Origin of the sequence: Micromonospora salmantinae (assembly GCF_022230905.1) — a bacterium.
In the GTDB taxonomy this organism is placed as follows: Bacteria; Actinomycetota; Actinomycetes; order Mycobacteriales; family Micromonosporaceae; genus Micromonospora; species Micromonospora salmantinae.
The window spans coordinates 547,690-564,529 of sequence record NZ_JAKKFG010000045.1; the positions used below are offsets into that span (position 1 = coordinate 547,690).

Genomic DNA, 16,840 nt, shown 5'->3' on the forward strand with positions numbered 1-16,840 from the left:
CGCGGGATAGCCTTCGCCCGTGACAGATCAGGCGTGGCCCTGGCCGGCCGGCGCGGCAACCGGAATTGGTTCGCTGCCCGGCACCGACATCGGCGAGGCTCAGCGGGTGGTCCTCGGTGAGCTTCCCGAGCTGCCCCACCTGCCCGAGTTGCCGGCCCGTGGCCCCGGAGCGGACATGATCGGCCGGTCCGCCGGGCTGCTCGTCGAGGTGCCCGTCGAGGTGTACGCGGGGCGGTGGCGGGTCGCCCCACGCCCGGGCCGCGACCTGCGCCGGGCCCGTGACCTGATGGAACGCGACCTGGACCAGCTCGCCGAGCAGGCCGAGGGGTACGCCGGGCCGATCAAGGTGCAGGCCGCCGGCCCGCTCACGCTGGCTGCCTCCCTGGAGTTGCCGATCGGTGGCCGAATGCTGCGCGATCCCGGCGCGGTCCGCGACCTGACCGGCTCCCTCGCCGAAGGGCTGCGCGCGCACGTCGCGGCGGTCGCCCGCCGACTGCCCCAGGCATCGGTGCTGCTGCAACTGGACGAGCCGTCACTGCCGACAGTGCTGGCCGGGCGGGTGCCGACCGAGAGCGGTCTGGGCGCGTACCGGGCGGTCGACTCGGTGGACGCCGCCGCGCTGCTGCGCACTGTCGTCGAGGCGGTCGGCGTGCCGACCCTGGTGCACTGCTGCGCCCCGGAGGTGCCGCTGGAGCTGATCCGCTCCACCGGCGCCGTCGCTGTCGCCCTCGACCTGGACCTGGTCACCAAGCTCGACCCGCTGGGCGAGGCGATCGACGCCGGCCTCGGGTTGCTGGCCGGGGTCGCGCCGACCCGGCCGCCGTCGGCCGGTGGCGCGCCGACCTCCGCGCAGATCGCCGATCGGGTACGCCAGGTCTGGGACCGCCTCGGCTTCCCTCGTCGCCAACTCGCCGAGCAGGTGGTGGTCACCCCGGCCTGCGGCCTCGCCGGCGCCACCCCGGAGTACGCGCGGGCGGTGCTCGCCGCGTGCCGGGACGCCGGCCGGCGCCTCGCCGAGGACTGAGGTTTCCTGTCGTACCCGGTGGGCAGGATGACGGTCATGATTGGACAGCTGCGTTCAGTGGTGATCGACTGCCCGGATCCGCGGGCGTTGGCGGCGTTCTACGCCGAGCTGCTCGGCGTGCCGCTCGCCGAGGGCGACTCCGATGACGACTGGGTGGTGCTGGGCGGCCCGCCCGGTCACCAGCCACGCCTCGCCTTTCAACAGGCGCTCAACCTGCGCCCACCGGCCTGGCCGGATCCTGAGCGCCCACAGCAGTTCCACCTCGACGTGACGGTGGACGACATCGAGGCCGCCGAGAAGGCAGCGCTCGCGCTGGGTGCTCGGCGGCTGCCAGGCGAGGGTGAGGGCTTCCGGGTCTACGCCGATCCGGCCGGCCACCCGTTCTGCCTCTGCTGGGACTGACCCGGCCGTGGGTTGCGGCGGCCAGGCATCATGGCCGCCGTGATCCACACCTCTGCGCTTCGCGCCTCCGGTTCGCTCTTCGGCCTCGCCTACGGTGACGCGTTGGGCAAGCCGACCGAGTTCCTGACCGTCGCCGAGATTGAGCGCCGGTACGGCCCGACCGGTCCACGGGAGCTGTCCGGCGAGCCGGCACTGGTCACCGACGACACCCAGATGGCACTGGCGGTGGGTTGGGCGCTGCACGAGGCGCCGTCGTTCACGCCGGAGGCGGTGGAGCCACTGCTGCGGCGACGCTTCCTGGCCTGGGCGGTCAGCCCGGACAACAACCGCGCCCCGGGCATGACCTGCCTGCGCGCCTGCGCCGAGCTGAGCCGTGGGGTGCGCTGGCAGGAGGCGACGGTGGTCGGCTCGAAGGGCTGTGGGGCGAACATGCGGGTCACCCCGGTCGGGTTGCTCGACGTGGACCTCGACACGCTCGCCGGGTTGGCCCAGTTGCAGGCCGGGCTGACCCACGGCCACCCGACCGGGCTGGCCGCCAGCGAACTCACCGCGTACGCGGTCTTCGTGCTGCGTGCGGGCGTTCCGCTGCCCGACCTTCCCGCGGTGCTCACCGAGCGGGCCCTGTCCCAGCGCCGGGTCTACTCCGAGCGGTGGCTGGGTGACCTCTGGCAGCGCGCCGGTTCCGGTTCTCCGCAGGAGTTCATCGTCCAGGGCTGGGACGAGTGCCTGGCGGTGCTGGGCCGACTGACCAGAACCCTGGCGCAACCCGACGACGGTGGTGACCCGTGCCGGGCCACCGGGGAGGGCTGGGTGGCCGAGGAGGCGCTGGCCACCGCGCTGCTCTGCGCCGTACGGCACGCCGACGACCCGGTCGCGGCGCTGGCCCGGGGCGCGACCACCGCCGGCGACTCCGACTCGATCGCCGCCCTGGCCGGCGCGTTCGTGGGCGCGGCCGTCGGCATGACCGCCTGGCCGCGCGAATGGGCCAACCGCATCGAGTACGCGGACCAGTTGGCCACGCTCGGCGCGATCTGGGACTGATCCGGCCCGGCTCGGCTCGGGTTTCTGTAGACCGGGGCATCCGGGAGCTCAGGACACCGCGACTTTCAGGAACCCGAGTGGATCATGACCGATGAGCGGCCACGAGGGGTGGTCAGGAGGTGGGGAGGTGGCGCAGGCTGCGGACCTTCCGCCACAGGTCGGCGTCGCAGCGGCCGGCGTGGTCGGCGAAGGCGCCCGAGCTGAGTCGGATCGGCTCGGTGAGGCTGAGGTAACTGTCGTGCTCCGCGCCCGGGTCCCAGTCCCGGGTGGGAATCCGCACGTGGTCGTCCCGGTCGCTCTTGTCCTGGCTGGTGATCTTCAGGACGTCGGCGCCCCGGGAGTCGGCGCGCAGCACCAGGCACGGACGCACCTTCGACCCGCTGCCGTCGGCGTACGGCACGTCGGCCCACCAGATCTCGCCGGGCGCCGGGGCGTCGCCGTGCCGGTCGGTGTCGCGCGAGCGGGGTTTGGTGGACGGCCGTTCGGCGCCACGGGGCCGCGGCGGGGTGGAACGACGGCCACCGGTGCCGCCCCGACCCGGCCTGGTACCCGGACGCCGGTTGGCCACCCGGTGCCGCCAACTGTTCCACGCCCAGCCGGCGGCCACGGCCAGCAGGATCGCCACCGCCCAGAGCAGTGCCTCGGGCATCAGTACCTCCGCGTCCCGGCGACCCGCCGGTCGCGCCGTCCGGCGATCCTTGCACGCCGCCGCCGGTGCCGCTCGCCAACCACACCGCAGCCGCCTCGCCGCCCCGAGTCACCCCACCGTCACCCTCGATCACTTGATGCTGAGTAGCACCGTTGGGTCGGCGGCCCGGTTGGTGGCCGAAGGACCCGCCGCGCCGATCTTGCACTTTCGGTCGCCGTTATGCGCGTAATTCCACCTAATGTCGCGACAGGAAACGCAAGATCGCGGAGGAGGGCGGTCCGGCTTCGTCGATCATGGACTTCTGGTGCCTGTTCTGGCGCGATTGAGGCGCTTTGTCGCCCACCACTACTCCATGATCGGCGGGGCAGGGCGGGGTTGACGAAGAGTCACTCTGTCTGACGCGCCGGTGTCGAGCTACCCAGCATCAAGTGATCAAGGCAGGCGGGTGAGGGCGGGGTCGCTTCGGGCGCGGGTGGGCGGCGGATTGTCCCACCGGCCCGATACGGTGCCGGAGTAGCGTGATCAGGGAGGTCGCAGGCGTGTCCGAAGGTGGCGGTGTGTCCGAGGAACAGATCGGTCAGCAGGTCAGCCCGGCGCAGGAGGCGGCGGCCGGGGCTGAGCCGACGCCGCAGGCCCGGGAACGGCATGCCGTGCTCAGTCAGGAGTTGACCGAACACCAGTACCGCTACTACGTGCTGGACGCGCCGACCATCCCCGACGCCGATTTCGACAGGCAGTTGCGCGAGCTGGAGGCACTGGAGGAGGAGTTTCCGGCGCTGCGCACGCCCGACTCGCCGACCCAGCGGGTGGGTGGCACGTTCTCCACCGACTTCACAGCGGTCACCCACGCCGAACGGATGTTCTCGCTCGACAACGCCTTCGCCGACGAGGAATTGGCGGCCTGGGCCGAGCGGGTCGAACGGGACGCGGGCGGCCCGGTGCCCTACCTGTGCGAGCTGAAGGTCGACGGGCTGGCGATCAACCTGACCTACGAGAACGGCCGGCTGGTCCGGGCCGCCACCCGAGGCGACGGGCGTACCGGTGAGGACGTCACGGCGAACGTGCGCAGCATCCGGGACGTGCCCAGCCAGCTCGTCCCGTCCGCCGAATTCCCGGACGTTCCCGAGTTGGTGGAGGTCCGAGGCGAGATCTACTTCCCGATCGCCGCGTTCGCCGATCTCAACGCGGGTCTGGTCGAGCAGGGCAAGGCTCCCTTCGCCAACCCCCGCAACGCAGCCGCCGGCAGCCTGCGACAGAAGGATCCACGGGTCACCGCCACCCGGCCGCTGCGCCTGGTGGTGCATGGCATCGGCGCCCGCCGTGGGTTCCAGCCCACGGCGCAGTCCGAGTCGTACGCCGCACTGAAGTCGTGGGGGTTGCCGACCAGCGACCGGTGGCGGGTCGTCCCGGACCTGGCCGGCGTGGCGGAGTTCATCGCCTACTACGCCGAGCACCGGCACGACGTCGAGCATGAGATCGACGGCGTGGTGGTCAAGGTCGATCCGGTCTCCATCCAGGGCCGGCTCGGGTCGACCAGTCGTGCCCCGCGCTGGGCGATCGCCTTCAAGTACCCGCCGGAGGAGGTCACTACGAAGCTGCTCGACATCGAGGTCGGTGTCGGACGCACCGGGAGGGTCACCCCGTTCGCGGTGCTGGAGCCGGTGCACGTGGCGGGCTCGACGGTCGCCCAGGCCACTCTGCACAACGCCCGCGAGGTGAAACGCAAGGGCGTGTTGATCGGCGACACGGTGGTGTTGCGCAAAGCGGGCGATGTGATCCCCGAGGTGCTCGGCCCGGTGGTCGACCTGCGTCCCGCTGACGCGCGCCCGTTCGTGATGCCCACCACCTGTCCGTCCTGCGGCACGCCACTCGCCCCTGCCAAGGAGAGCGATGTCGACATCCGCTGCCCCAACGCGCGGACCTGCCCGGGGCAGATCCGCGAGCGGGTCTTCTACCTGGCGAGCCGCAAGGTGCTCGACATTGAGGCGCTCGGTATGAAGAGTGCCGCCGCGCTGCTGGACGGGCAGATCATCACCAACGAGGGCGACCTCTTCCAACTCGACGCCGAGCAGTTGTCCCGGTCGCCCTTCTTCGTCAACAAGGACGGCAGCCTGGGCAGCAACGCCACCAAGTTGCTGGACAATCTCGCGGTCGCCCGGGAACGGGACCTGTGGCGGGTGCTGGTGGCGCTCTCCATCCGGCACGTCGGCCCGACCGCGGCCCAGGCGCTCGCCCGGCACTTCCGCTCGATGGACGCCATCGACGCGGCCACCGAGGAGGAACTGTCCTCCGTCGACGGGGTCGGGCCGACCATCGCTGCCAGCATCCGGGAGTGGTTCGCTGTGGACTGGCACCGCGAGGTGGTCCGCAAGTGGGCCGAGGCCGGCGTACGGATGGCCGAGGAGGCGGTCGACGAGGGGCCTCGCCCGTTGGAGGGGTTGACGGTGGTGGTGACCGGCACCCTTGCCGGCTATTCGCGTGACCAGGCCGCCGAGGCCGTGCAGAGCCGGGGCGGCAAGGTCAGCGGGTCGGTCTCCAAGAAGACGAGCTTCGTGGTGGTGGGGGACAACCCCGGGTCGAAGGCCGACAAGGCCGCCAGTCTCAAGGTGCCGGTGCTCGACGAGGACGGGTTCCGGCTCCTGCTGGACGCGGGCCCGGACGCCGCCCGGGAGGTCGCTCAGCTCGGCGGTTGACCCCGCCGACAGCTTCCGCGGCGACTGGCCGCGTATACCAACTTAATTACGACTACGACCGATTCGTGACTGTCATACCGGGAAACTGGGGGCCGAGGGCGTTTCATTGGGTCACGGCGCGCGCACCGGCACGCCGATGGTCGGTCGGGAGGTGTGGTGGAGGTCGCCGACCCACGCAACTCGCTGCCTGCGGGACGGGTCGCACCGTTCGCCGCCTTCGTCGCCGGCATCCTGGCGGTCGCCGCGCTGACCGCCGCCGTTCCACTCGCGACGCTCCCCGGCGAGTTGTCCGAGTTGCCGGTGGCGTTCTGGACGATGGCCGCGCTCGCCGTGGTCTGCGACGCGCGCCCGTTCGTGCCACCGGGGCGCCGGCAGACGTCGGCGGTCTTCCCGTCCACCTGCTTCACCTTCGCGATCCTGCTCGGCTGGGGTCTCGGCCCGGCTGTGGTGGTGCAGGCGGTGGGTGTCGTCGTCTCGGGTTGGCGGATGCGGCACGCCGCGTGGCGCACGGCGTTCAACGTCGGCCAGTACGCGTGCGCCCTCGCCGCCGCGTACGGGGTGATCCAGCTCGGCTCGGGCACCATCTTCTCCGGTGGGCGGTTGCACTGGACCGACGTGGCCGCCGTCGGCGGTGCCGCGCTGGCCTGGTTCGTCGTCAACTACGGGCTGGTCAGCTGGGCGGTGCGGCTGCGGTTCGGGGACCGTTGGTGGCCCACCGTCCGCCAGGGCCTCGGCTTCGAGTTGCTCTCCACCGGCTCACTGCTGCTGCTCGCCCCGGTGCTGGTCGCGGCGGCGCGGGTCAGCGCCGCACTGATCCCGCTGGTGCTGGTGCCGCTCTTCGCCGTCTACCGGATGGCACGGTTGACAAACGAACAGCAGCACCTTGCCGCCGCCGACCCGCTGACCGGGCTGCCCAACCGCAAGGCCCTGCTGGCCGAGGTGGCCGAACAGGTGCACCTGCATGCCGAGCGGACCGCCCGTGGTGAACCCGACGGGCAGCTCGCGCTCCTGCTGATCGACCTGGACCGTTTCAAGAACGTCAACGACGCCCTCGGGCACGCCGTGGGCGACCGGCTGCTGGTCGAGGTCAGCGCCCGGCTCACCGACATGCAGCCCCGGCCACAGATGATCGCCCGGCTGGGCGGTGACGAGTTCGCCATCGTGATGACCGGGCTGACCGACGTCGGTCAGGCGCGGGAGTTGGCCGACCGGGTGGTCCAGGCGCTGGCCGAGCCGGTGCCGCTCGACGGGCTGCCGTTGGACGTGGGCGGGTCGATCGGGATCGCCCTCTTCCCGGAGCACGGCGAGGACTTCGCCACTCTGATGCGCCACGCCGACGTCGCGATGTACGACGCCAAACACCGCAACGACACGGTGGCCGTGTACGCCCCGGAGTCCGACCACAACTCCGCCGAGCGACTCGGTCTCCTCGCCGACCTGCGCCGCGTACTGGAGGCCAGCCCCTCGACCGAGGGGCCGTTCGAGGCCGACGCCGACGCCGAGTCGGCAGTGCAGGGCCAGGGCGAGGGTGCGGAGCCGGACGGGAACGGCCGGCACGGCGTGCCGAGCGACGCCGAGCGGACGGCCGACGTACCCCTTGTCGCGTCGGGGGAGGTGCGCGGCGGTGACGGGGCGGCGCTGCCCACCGGCGCCCCGGCTGAGAGCGCGCTGCCCACCGCGGCGTCGGACCGGTCCGCAGCAGCGGCGGGCCCGGCGTCGGCGGTCGCCACACGGCCGGGAGCTGCCCGGTGGTGGGCACGCCGTCGGCGCGCCGACGCCGAGCTGGTGCACTCCGATGAGCTGATCAACCGGATCGCCACCGGAGCCGACCCGATCCGGGGCCGCAACACCCGTGCCACTGTCGCCGGCACCCGTTCCGGCCCGGTCCGGGAGCGGCGCGCCGGCGGCGGGATCGGTCGGCGGTCCCCGAACGGGAGCGCGGTGGGCAAGGGGCGCAGCGGGGCTCGGCGGGACGTCGGGCCGGGTACGCCTGGGCAGCCACTCGAACCGACCGGGTGGGCCCACGCGGACGACGAGCCGGCCGACGACGCCGGGGAAATTACCATGTACTACCAGCCGCAGATCGCCATCGCGACCGGCGAGGTGGTCGGCGTGGAGGCACTGCTGCGGTGGCGGCACCCCCGGCGGGGCATGGTCGACCCGGAGGAACTCATCCGGGTCGCCGAGCAGAGCGCCGTGATGCGACTGCTCACCCGTCGTGTCGTCGACGACGTGGTGGAGCAGCTCGCCAGGTGGTCGGCGGCCGGCATCGGCCTGCGTGCCGCGCTGAACGTGAGCGTGCGTGACCTGCACACCGGCGAGATCGCCGACCAGATCGCCGACCGGCTGGCCCGCCACGGGGTTCCGGCCGAGCGGCTTCAGGTCGAGATCACCGAGGGCGCGTTGATGGCCGATCCGCGTCGGGTGCTGGCCACCATCTCCCGGCTGCACCGGATCGGGGTGGCCATCGCGTTGGACGACTTCGGCACCGGCTACTCCTCGCTCCAGCACCTACGCCGACTGCCGCTGGCGGAGGTGAAGGTGGACCGGTCGTTCGTCCTCGGCATGGCCGACGACGCCGACGACGCGGCGATCGTCCGGTCGATGATCGAGCTGGCCGGCGCGCTGGGGCTGCGGGTGGTGGCCGAGGGTGTCGAGGACGAGCGGACCTGGCGGATGCTGCACGCCGCCGGCTGCGACGCCGCTCAGGGCTGGTTCTACGCCCGGCCGATGCCGGCCGAGGAGTTGGTCACCTGGCTGGCCCGGTACCGGCCGGTCCGCCCGACCGGCGGGCACCCGCAGCCGGATGTCGCTCGCCGTCCCACCCGCTGACCCGGCACGAGGGTCGCTGGAGGGGGAGTCGGGGACGCGGCACCGGAGCGGAACAATAGACTCGCTCCGGTCACCGCGTGTCACGCTCCACCTGTCGCGCGGCCGGCACACCGCCCGACCAGCAGGAATTCAGAAGGGGGCACGGATGGCCGCCATCTCCCGCGAGGAGGTCGCGCACCTGGCGCGCCTGTCGCGGCTCGCCGTCACCGAGGAGGAGCTGGACACGTTCGCCGGCCAGCTCGACGTGATCCTCCAGGCGGTCGCCCAGGTCGGCGAGGTCGCCGCCGCGGACATCCCGCCGACCTCGCACTCGGTGCCGCTGACCAACATCTTCCGCGAGGACGTCGTCACGCCGTGCCTGACCCCGGAGGAAGCGCTGTCGGGCGCGCCCGACGCCGAGGACCAGCGGTTCCGCGTACCGCGGATCCTGACCGAGGATGTGGCCTCATGAGCGAGCTGACCGGCAAGAGCGATCTGACCAGAATGACCGCGACGGAGATCGCGAGCCTGGTCGCCGGAGGCGAGACCTCCGCCGTCGAGGTGACCCAGGCGCACCTGGATCGGATCGCCGCGGTCGACGACCGGGTGCACGCCTTCCTGCACGTCGACACCGAGGGCGCGCTCGCCGCGGCCCGCGCGGTGGACGAGCGCCGGGCCGCCGGCGAGGAGCTGGGCCCGCTCGCGGGTGTGCCGGTCGCGGTCAAGGACGTGCTCGCCACCCGGGGTGTACCGACCACCGTGGGGTCGAAGATCCTGGAGGGCTGGCGCCCGCCGTACGACGCGACGATCGTGCAGCGGCTGCGGGAGGCCGGCACCGTGATGCTCGGCAAGACCAACATGGACGAGTTCGCGATGGGCTCCTCCACCGAATACTCGGCGTACGGCCCGACGCACAACCCGTGGGACCTGAGCCGGATCCCGGGTGGTTCGGGTGGTGGCAGCGCCGCCGCGCTGGCCGCGTACGAGGCGCCGCTGGCGATCGGCTCGGACACCGGCGGCTCGATCCGCCAGCCCGGCGCGGTCACCGGCACCGTGGGCGCCAAGCCCACCTACGGCGGCACCTCCCGTTACGGGCTGGTGGCCTTCTCCTCGTCGCTCGACACCCCCGGCCCGTGTGCCCGTACGGTGCTCGACGCGGCACTGCTGCACCAGGTGATCGGCGGGCACGACCCGCGCGACTCCACCTCGATCCCGCAGCCGGTGCCGGACGTGGTGGCGGCGGCGAAGCTCGGCGCTAGCGGTGACCTGACCGGTGTGCGGCTCGGCATCGTCAGCGAGTTCGTGGGCGAGGGCGCCGAGCCGGGTGTGATGGCCGCGTTCCGTGAGTCGGTGGACGCGCTGACCAAGATGGGTGCCGAGGTCGTCGAGGTGTCCTGCCCGACGTTCGCGTACGCCCTGCCGGCGTACTACCTGATCGCCCCGAGCGAGTGCTCCTCCAACCTGGCCCGGTTCGACGGTGTCCGGTTCGGCCTGCGGGTCGGCGACGACGGCAACCGGTCGTTGGAGGAGGTCATGTCGCTGACCCGGGAGGCCGGCTTCGGCCCTGAGGTCAAGCGCCGCATCATGATCGGCACGTACGCGCTGTCGTCGGGTTACTACGACGCGTACTACGGGCAGGCGCAGAAGGTGCGGACGCTCATCACCCGGGACTTCACCGCCGCGTTCGAGCGGGTCGACGCGCTGATCTCGCCGACCACCCCGTCGGTGGCGTTCCCGATGGGCGCGCGGACCGCCGACCCGTACCAGATGTACCTGGCCGACCTGTACACGATTCCGACAAACCTGTACGGCGGGCCGGGCATCTCGGTGCCCTGTGGGCTCTCCGAAGGGCTGCCGGTCGGTCTGCAGGTGATGGCCCCGACGATGGCCGACGACCGGATGTACCGGGTCGCCGCCGCGTTGGAGTCCGCAGTCGGCACGTTCACCCCGCCGGCGCTCTGAGGGCGGGCGGGATGCTGACGCGGATCGAGATTGACGGGTTCAAGTCTTTCCGTGATTTCTCGTTGGACATCCCGCCCTTCCTTGTGATCATCGGCCGGAATGCGGCAGGCAAGTCGAACTTGTTCGACGCCATTCAGTTCCTCGGTCGGCTGGCCGGCGACCCGGTTCTTGAGGCCGCCCAACACATGCGTGGCGACATCGTGGATCTGTTTCACAAGCACACCGACGGATCCTCGGTCGAGGTGATGTCGTTTGCCGTGGAAGTGCTGCTCGACAGATCGGTTACCGATGCGTTTGGTGACACGGCCGAGGTCAACCACTCGCGGCTTCGTTATGAGCTGACGCTTGAACTCAGGTCGACCGGCCACAGCGGGACGCAGCGGCCGTATGTCGTCCGTGAGGCGGTTCGGAGAATCCGTCGGGCGGACGACACCTGGGTCGCCCGGTTCGACGCCGAGCAGCGTAAGCGGTTGGCGGCCTACCGCACCGGTGCCGATCCGTTGGAGACGGAGCAGGACGAGCAGAACAGGCCCGTCTTCAGCATCAGGCAGCAGGGCAATCAGGGGCGCAAGCGTCGGCTTCCTGCAACGGCTGCCACCGCCACAGTCTTGTCCAGCCTGACCACGGCCACCGACTTCCCCCTGCTGTACGCGCTCAAGCGGGAGATGCAGTCGTGGCGTCTGCTGCACCTGGATCCCAGCGCGCTCCGTGCCCCTGATTCCTACGACGACCCCGATGGCCTCGCGGCTAACGGAGGTCACCTGGCCAACACGCTGCGGCGGTTGGCGGATGAGACCGGCAGTGACGACAGGCCGGAAGGGGCGCTGAACGACCTGTCCGCTGACTTGGCCGCCGTCATCCCGGGTGTCATCCGGGTTCGCCTTGCTGAGGACGAGGCCCGCCGACAGCGGCAGGTGGAAGTGCTGACTCGGGAGGAAGCGCCGTTCTCCGCCAGGGTGGCCTCGGACGGAACCCTCCGGGCGATCGCCCTGCTGGCGGCACTTTACGATCCCAGGGGTGCCGGTCTTATCTGCTTCGAAGAGCCTGAGAACGGCATCTTCCCGCAACGGCTCGCGCAGTTCGTCAGGTACCTCCGGAACCTCGTCGATAGGGCCATCGACGCTAGAGCCGAGGGCACCGCTCTTACTCAGCTCATACTGAGCAGTCACTCGCCGGCGATCCTGCGGGCGTTGGAACCCGCCCACGCCCGGCTGCGGACCGACGCGGTCTTCATGGACGTCGTCAGTCGCGTGCAACGCGGCCAGGCCCGCAGCCGGGTCAGTCGGTGGAGGGCGATTGCGGGGGCACGGCAGCTCACGATCGAGGACGCGTTGGATGTCGGGAGTGTGGTGAGCCCGAGAGAAATCGCTGAGTTCGAGGTCATGGCGGAGTTGGACAACTGATGCGTTACCTGTCGTCCGCGTTGGTCTCCGAGGGCGTCACCGATGACCAGTTTCTTCCCAGGCTGCTTGCCAGGGCGTTGACCGAGATCTGCTTGACGGAATTCGAGGACGCGGTCGAGGTCGCTGACGTTCAGCCGTTACGCGATCGAAGAGGGCCGTGCTCGATTGCTGATGTCATCGGACTCGTCGAGCAGAATCCGGCGAGCTTCTCCCTGATCTTCTTTCATCACGATCAGGGCGCCAACGCCGAGCGGACCGCTGCGGAGTGGCTGCGACCGCTGCGTGAGTTGTGGGGGGAGCGTGCGGAGCAACTGGTAGCAGTGGTTCCGGTGCGTGAGACGGAGGCCTGGCTTCTGGCGGACGGTGACGCACTGCGAAGTGCGCTCGGTGTCAGATGGGCCGATGCGGAGATGGGACTTCCCGCACAGCCGCGACAGGTGGAGCGAGTGGCCGATCCGAAGAGCGCTCTGAACAGCGTGATGCAGCGAGTGAGTCGATCGACCACCGACCACTACGGTCAGCTCGGCGAGTTGGTTTCGCTGGCTCGGTTGAAGGGTGTGCCCGCGTACCAACGGTGGTGGACTGACACCCGCGACGCGCTGGTGCGGCTGGGTTACCGCTCAGCTTGACCTGCCACCATCCGGTTCCCCGTCGGCCAGCAGTGTCCGATGTCGCACGCGGCCGGAACGTTCTCTCCCCGTGTTCGCCATGGTCGCTCGTACCCCACCGTCGGTGACGCCACGCCGGCCGGACGAAACCCGGCCGAGGATTGATCGGGCAACCCCATTAGGCTGGACAGGTTCTGTCCCGGATCGCGCCTGGAGCGTCTCATGACCACGACACTGCCCGCGTACGACGAGGTCGTTGCACGCTTCGAACCGGTGATCGGCCTGGAGACCCACGTCGAGCTGGGCACGAACACCAAGATGTTCTGCGGTTGCCCGACCGACTTCGGCGGCGAGCCGAACACCCGGGTCTGCCCGGTGTGCCTGGGTCTGCCCGGTTCGCTGCCGGTGGCCAACAAGGCGGCCATCGAGGCGATCATCCGGATCGGCCTGGCGTTGAACTGCTCGATCGCCGAGTGGTGCCGGTTCGCCCGGAAGAACTACTTCTACCCGGACATGCCGAAGAACTTCCAGATCAGCCAGTACGACGAGCCGATCTGCGTCGACGGTTACCTGGACGTCGAGGTCAACGGCGAGACGGTACGGATCGAGATCGAGCGGGTGCACCTCGAGGAGGACACCGGCAAGACGCTGCACGTCGGCGGTGCCACCGGCCGCATCCACGGCGCGACGGAGTCGCTCGTCGACTACAACCGGGCCGGCATCCCGCTGGTCGAGATCGTCACCAAGCCGATCACGGGCACCGGTGCGCTCGCCCCCGACGTGGCCAAGGCGTACGTCGCCGAGCTGCGCGACGTGATCCGCACCCTCGGCGTCTCCGACGTGCGGATGGAGGAGGGTTCGCTGCGCTGCGACGTGAACACCTCGCTCAACCTGCCGGGCGCGGAGTGGGGCACCCGTACCGAGACGAAGAACGTCAACTCGCTGCGGTCGGTGGAGCGGGCGGTCCGCTCGGAGATGCTGCGGCAGGCGTCGGTGCTCGACGCGGGCGGCCGGATCACCCAGGAGACGCGGCACTTCCACGAGGACACCGGTGACACCACCCCGGGTCGCTCGAAGGAGACGGCCACCGACTACCGGTACTTCCCCGAGCCGGATCTGGTGCCGATCGCCCCGGACCCGGCCTGGGTCGCCGAGCTGAAGGCCGCACTGCCGGAGCTGCCCCGGGTGCACCGGCGTCGGCTCCAGGAGCAGTGGGGCCTCTCCGACCTGGACATGCAGTCGGTGCTGAACGCCGGCGCGGTCGAGCTGATCGAGGCCACCGTGGCCGCCGGCACCACCCCGGCGGCGGCCCGCAAGTGGTGGCTGGGTGAGCTGTCCCGCCGGGCCAACGAGAGCGGCGTGGAGCTGGCCGAGATCGGTGCCACCCCCGCGCAGGTCGCCGAGCTCCAGGGGCTGGTCGACGCCGGCAAGCTCAACGACAAGATGGCCCGCACGGTGTTGGAGGGCGTGGTCGACGGTGAGGGATCGCCCACCGAGATCATGACCAACCGGGGCCTGGAGGTCGTGTCGGACACCGGCGCGCTCACCGCCGCCGTGGACGAGGCGATCGCCGCGAACCCCGGCATCGCCGACAAGATCCGCAGCGGCAAGGTCGCGGCGGTCGGCGCGCTGGTCGGCGCGGTCATGAAGACCACCCGTGGTCAGGCCGACGCGAAGACCCTGCGTGAGCTGATTCTGGAGCGCCTCGGCGTCCAGGGCTGAGAGACCCACCCGCAGCAGGCCGCCGCCGCGACCCGGCGGCGGCCTTCCGCAACCCCCCCTGTCGACTACGCGGCCACCCCGCACCCCTCGCGAGGGCGTCAACGGCGACGCCTGGATGGAGCCACCGTGACCGAGCACGACCTCGATGTCCTCGACGAGATCCAGCGGCGGGTGCTCTGGCTCGCCACCCGGATCGTGGACGCCGCCAACCATGACCGGGCCACCGGCGACGGTGTGAAGGTCGGCGGCCACCAGGCGTCCAGCGCCTCCCTGGTCACGGCGATGACAGCGCTCTGGTTCGCGCACCTGGACGCCGAGGACCGGGTCGCCGTGAAGCCGCACGCGTCGCCGGTGTTCCACGCCATCCAGTACCTGCTCGGCAACCTGGACCGCTCCTACCTGCCCCGGCTGCGGGCCCGAGGCGGCCTCCAGTCGTACCCGTCGCGCACGAAGGACCCGGACGAGGTGGACTTCTCCACCGGTTCGGTCGGCCTGGGCGCGGCGGCGCCGCTCTTCGCCGCCGCCACCCGGCGGTACGTCGACGCGCACTTCGGGGCCCGCCCGCACTCCCGGTTCGTGGCGTTGATCGGCGACGCCGAGCTGGACGAGGGCAACATCTGGGAGGCGGTGGCCGACCCGGCGACCACCGGGCTGGGCAACGTCATGTGGCTCGTCGACTTCAACCGCCAGTCGCTGGACCGGGTGGTCCCCGGCATCCGGATCAACCAGTGGCGGGGCCAGTTCGAGGCGGCCGGCTGGCACGTCGTGGAGGTCAAGTACGGCCGCCGGCTCGCCGAGGCGTACGCCCGGCCGGGCGGCGAGGCGCTGCGCGACTGGATCGACGCGATGCCCAACGAGCAGTACCAGTCGCTGTTCGGGTTGGCCGGGCCGGCGCTGCGCAAGCAGTTCCTGGACGGCGCTCCGGCCGGCATCGCCGAGCTGATCGCCGACGTCTCCGACGAGGATCTCGGCCCGCTCGTCACCGATCTGGGCGGGCACGACCTTCAGGCGATGCTGGACGCGTACGCCCAGTGCGACGCGGTCACCGACCGGCCCAGCGTCGTCTTCGCGTACACCGTGAAGGGTTGGGGGTTGCCCATCGCCGGCAATCCGCGCAACCATTCCGCGCTGCTCAGCTCGGAGCAGGTCGACACGCTACGCGCCGCGCAGGGGTTGACCGCCGAGACCGAGTGGGACCGCCTCGACCCGGCGTCACCCGCCGGGATCCGGGCCGGCGCCCGCCGGGAGGCGCTGTCCCGCGCGCCGCGCGAGCGTGCGCTGGGGGTCACCGTCCCGGAAAGCACTGGAGTACGCGCCAACAAGCCGATCTCCACGCAGGAGGTCTTCGGTCGGGTGCTGGTGGACCTGGCGCGGGACCGGGAGGTGGGCCGCTACCTGGTCACCACCGCCCCGGACGTGGCCACCTCCACCAACCTCGCCGGGTTCATCAACAAGACCGGGGTGTTCGCCCCCACCGAGCAGCGTTCCTGGACCGAGGACCGCATGCTGCGCTGGACGGAGAGCCCCGCTGGGCAGCACATCGAGCTGGGCATCTCGGAGATGAACCTGTTCCTGCTGCTCGGCCAGCTCGGGCTGTCCTGGGACCTGTCCGGGCAGCCGCTGCTGCCGGTGGGCACTGTCTACGACCCGTTCGTGCTGCGCGGCCTCGACGCGTTCCTGTACGGCACCTACTCCGGCTCCCGGTTCGTGGTGGCCGGCACCCCGTCCGGCATCACCCTCGCCCCCGAGGGCGGCGCCCACCAGTCCACTATCACCGCGTCGGTCGGCCTGGAGCTGCCCGGGGTGACCTTCATCGAGCCGGCGTACGCGGCCACCCTCGACTGGCTGCTCTGCGACGCGCTCGGTCAGATCGCCGGTGGCTCGGTCCCGGCCGCGACCGCCGCACCCGCCGAGGACGGCGCGTACTACTTCCGGTTGAGCACCCGACCGCTGGACCAGGCGCCGTTCGAGGCGGCCCGGGCCCGGCTCGGCGACGCGGTGCTGCGCCGGCAGGTCGTCGCCGGGGCGTACCGGCTGGTCGACGCGCACCAGGCGTACCCGCACCTGGTCGACGCCCCGGTGGTGCAGTTGGCCGCCTCCGGTGCGGTGCTGCCCGAGGTGCTGGCCGCCGCGGCGGAGCTGGCCGACGAGGGCATCGCCGCGCACGTGGTGGACGTGACCTCGCTGGACCGGCTCTACCGGGCCTGGCAGCGCACCCTGCGCCAGGGCGTACGGACGGCCACCGTACCCAGCGTGCCGGGCGCGCTGCGGTCCGCGTTCGCCGATCGGGTGCCGGTGGTGAGCGTGCACGACGCGGCGTCGCACGCGATGGCCTGGCTCGGTTCGGCGGTCGGCGCGCCGGCGGTGCCGCTCGGCGTGGACGAGTTCGGCCAGTCCGGCAGCGTCGCCGAGCTGTACGAACTGCACGACCTGCTGCCGGGCAGCATCGTCAACGCCGCACTGGCCGCCATCGCCCTGCGCTGACCCGTCGACCGTCGACCGCCCGCCGGTCCGCAGGCGGGCGT

At 71.3% G+C, this 16,840-nt stretch carries 12 protein-coding genes; 11 read left to right on the forward strand and 1 reads right to left on the reverse strand.

Annotated elements, in window-relative coordinates; all coding sequences use genetic code 11:
- Positions 1-19 precede the first annotated feature (19 nt).
- The 3 genes from PSH03_RS31525 to PSH03_RS31535 are packed head-to-tail and all read left to right on the forward strand — an operon-like array spanning position 20 to position 2,467.
- Positions 20-1,024, forward strand: coding sequence for a methionine synthase (locus PSH03_RS31525; protein ID WP_238691244.1), 1,005 nt, complete (start codon positions 20-22; stop codon positions 1,022-1,024).
- Positions 1,025-1,060: 36 nt separating this feature from the next.
- The gene (locus PSH03_RS31530; protein WP_181539234.1) at positions 1,061-1,426 is read left to right on the forward strand and encodes a VOC family protein; all 366 of its coding nucleotides are present in this window, start codon (positions 1,061-1,063) and stop codon (positions 1,424-1,426) included.
- A 30-nt stretch (positions 1,427-1,456) separates the two neighbouring features.
- Positions 1,457-2,467, forward strand: a complete 1,011-nt coding sequence (locus PSH03_RS31535) for an ADP-ribosylglycohydrolase family protein (protein ID WP_238691245.1) — start codon at positions 1,457-1,459, stop codon at positions 2,465-2,467.
- A gap of 112 nt (positions 2,468-2,579) precedes the next feature.
- Here the strand turns inward: PSH03_RS31535 and PSH03_RS31540 are convergent, their stop codons facing one another.
- The gene (locus PSH03_RS31540) at positions 2,580-3,116 is read right to left on the reverse strand and encodes a type II toxin-antitoxin system PemK/MazF family toxin (protein ID WP_238691246.1); all 537 of its coding nucleotides are present in this window, start codon (positions 3,114-3,116) and stop codon (positions 2,580-2,582) included.
- Positions 3,117-3,673: 557 nt separating this feature from the next.
- Between PSH03_RS31540 and ligA the strand changes: the two genes are divergently transcribed.
- The 8 genes from ligA (at position 3,674) to PSH03_RS31580 (ending at position 16,799) form a co-directional block, all read left to right on the forward strand.
- On the forward strand, positions 3,674-5,809 hold the full coding sequence (gene ligA / locus PSH03_RS31545) for an NAD-dependent DNA ligase LigA (RefSeq protein ID WP_210781075.1): 2,136 nt from the start codon (positions 3,674-3,676) through the stop codon (positions 5,807-5,809).
- 156 nt (positions 5,810-5,965) lie between these two features.
- The gene (locus tag PSH03_RS31550; protein ID WP_238691247.1) at positions 5,966-8,641 is read left to right on the forward strand and encodes a GGDEF domain-containing phosphodiesterase; all 2,676 of its coding nucleotides are present in this window, start codon (positions 5,966-5,968) and stop codon (positions 8,639-8,641) included.
- A gap of 145 nt (positions 8,642-8,786) precedes the next feature.
- Positions 8,787-9,092 (forward strand): Asp-tRNA(Asn)/Glu-tRNA(Gln) amidotransferase subunit GatC, encoded by a 306-nt coding sequence (gatC, locus tag PSH03_RS31555; protein WP_091393256.1) that lies wholly within the window; start codon positions 8,787-8,789, stop codon positions 9,090-9,092.
- Positions 9,089-10,582: an Asp-tRNA(Asn)/Glu-tRNA(Gln) amidotransferase subunit GatA gene (gatA, locus tag PSH03_RS31560; protein WP_238691248.1), complete on the forward strand. Its 1,494-nt coding sequence runs from the start codon at positions 9,089-9,091 to the stop codon at positions 10,580-10,582. Before gatC ends, gatA begins: the two co-directional genes overlap by 4 nt.
- An 11-nt stretch (positions 10,583-10,593) precedes the next feature.
- A complete protein-coding gene (locus PSH03_RS31565) occupies positions 10,594-11,985 on the forward strand; it encodes an AAA family ATPase (RefSeq protein WP_210781078.1) in 1,392 nt (463 codons plus the stop codon).
- A complete protein-coding gene (locus PSH03_RS31570) occupies positions 11,985-12,614 on the forward strand; it encodes a DUF4276 family protein (RefSeq protein WP_238691249.1) in 630 nt (209 codons plus the stop codon). The genes PSH03_RS31565 and PSH03_RS31570 overlap by 1 nt, the downstream gene beginning before the upstream one ends.
- Before the next feature lie 201 nt (positions 12,615-12,815).
- Positions 12,816-14,315, forward strand: coding sequence for an Asp-tRNA(Asn)/Glu-tRNA(Gln) amidotransferase subunit GatB (gene gatB, locus PSH03_RS31575; protein WP_210781079.1), 1,500 nt, complete (start codon positions 12,816-12,818; stop codon positions 14,313-14,315).
- Between the two features lie 126 nt (positions 14,316-14,441).
- The gene (locus PSH03_RS31580) at positions 14,442-16,799 is read left to right on the forward strand and encodes a thiamine pyrophosphate-binding protein (protein WP_238691250.1); all 2,358 of its coding nucleotides are present in this window, start codon (positions 14,442-14,444) and stop codon (positions 16,797-16,799) included.
- The last annotated feature ends 41 nt before the right edge of the window (positions 16,800-16,840 follow it).

Excerpts from the sequence above, each read along its gene's own strand:
- PSH03_RS31565 (WP_210781078.1), top strand. The coding sequence starts at position 10,594 with ATGCTGACGCGGATCGAGATTGACGGGTTCAAGTCTTTCCGTGATTTC.
- PSH03_RS31530 (WP_181539234.1), top strand. The coding sequence starts at position 1,061 with ATGATTGGACAGCTGCGTTCAGTGGTGATCGACTGCCCGGATCCGCGG.
- gatA (WP_238691248.1), top strand. The coding sequence starts at position 9,089 with ATGAGCGAGCTGACCGGCAAGAGCGATCTGACCAGAATGACCGCGACG.
- PSH03_RS31535 (WP_238691245.1), top strand. The coding sequence starts at position 1,457 with ATGGCCGCCGTGATCCACACCTCTGCGCTTCGCGCCTCCGGTTCGCTC.
- PSH03_RS31540 (WP_238691246.1), bottom strand. The coding sequence starts at position 3,116 with ATGCCCGAGGCACTGCTCTGGGCGGTGGCGATCCTGCTGGCCGTGGCC.
- gatB (WP_210781079.1), top strand. The coding sequence starts at position 12,816 with ATGACCACGACACTGCCCGCGTACGACGAGGTCGTTGCACGCTTCGAA.
- PSH03_RS31570 (WP_238691249.1), top strand. The coding sequence starts at position 11,985 with ATGCGTTACCTGTCGTCCGCGTTGGTCTCCGAGGGCGTCACCGATGAC.
- gatC (WP_091393256.1), top strand. The coding sequence starts at position 8,787 with ATGGCCGCCATCTCCCGCGAGGAGGTCGCGCACCTGGCGCGCCTGTCG.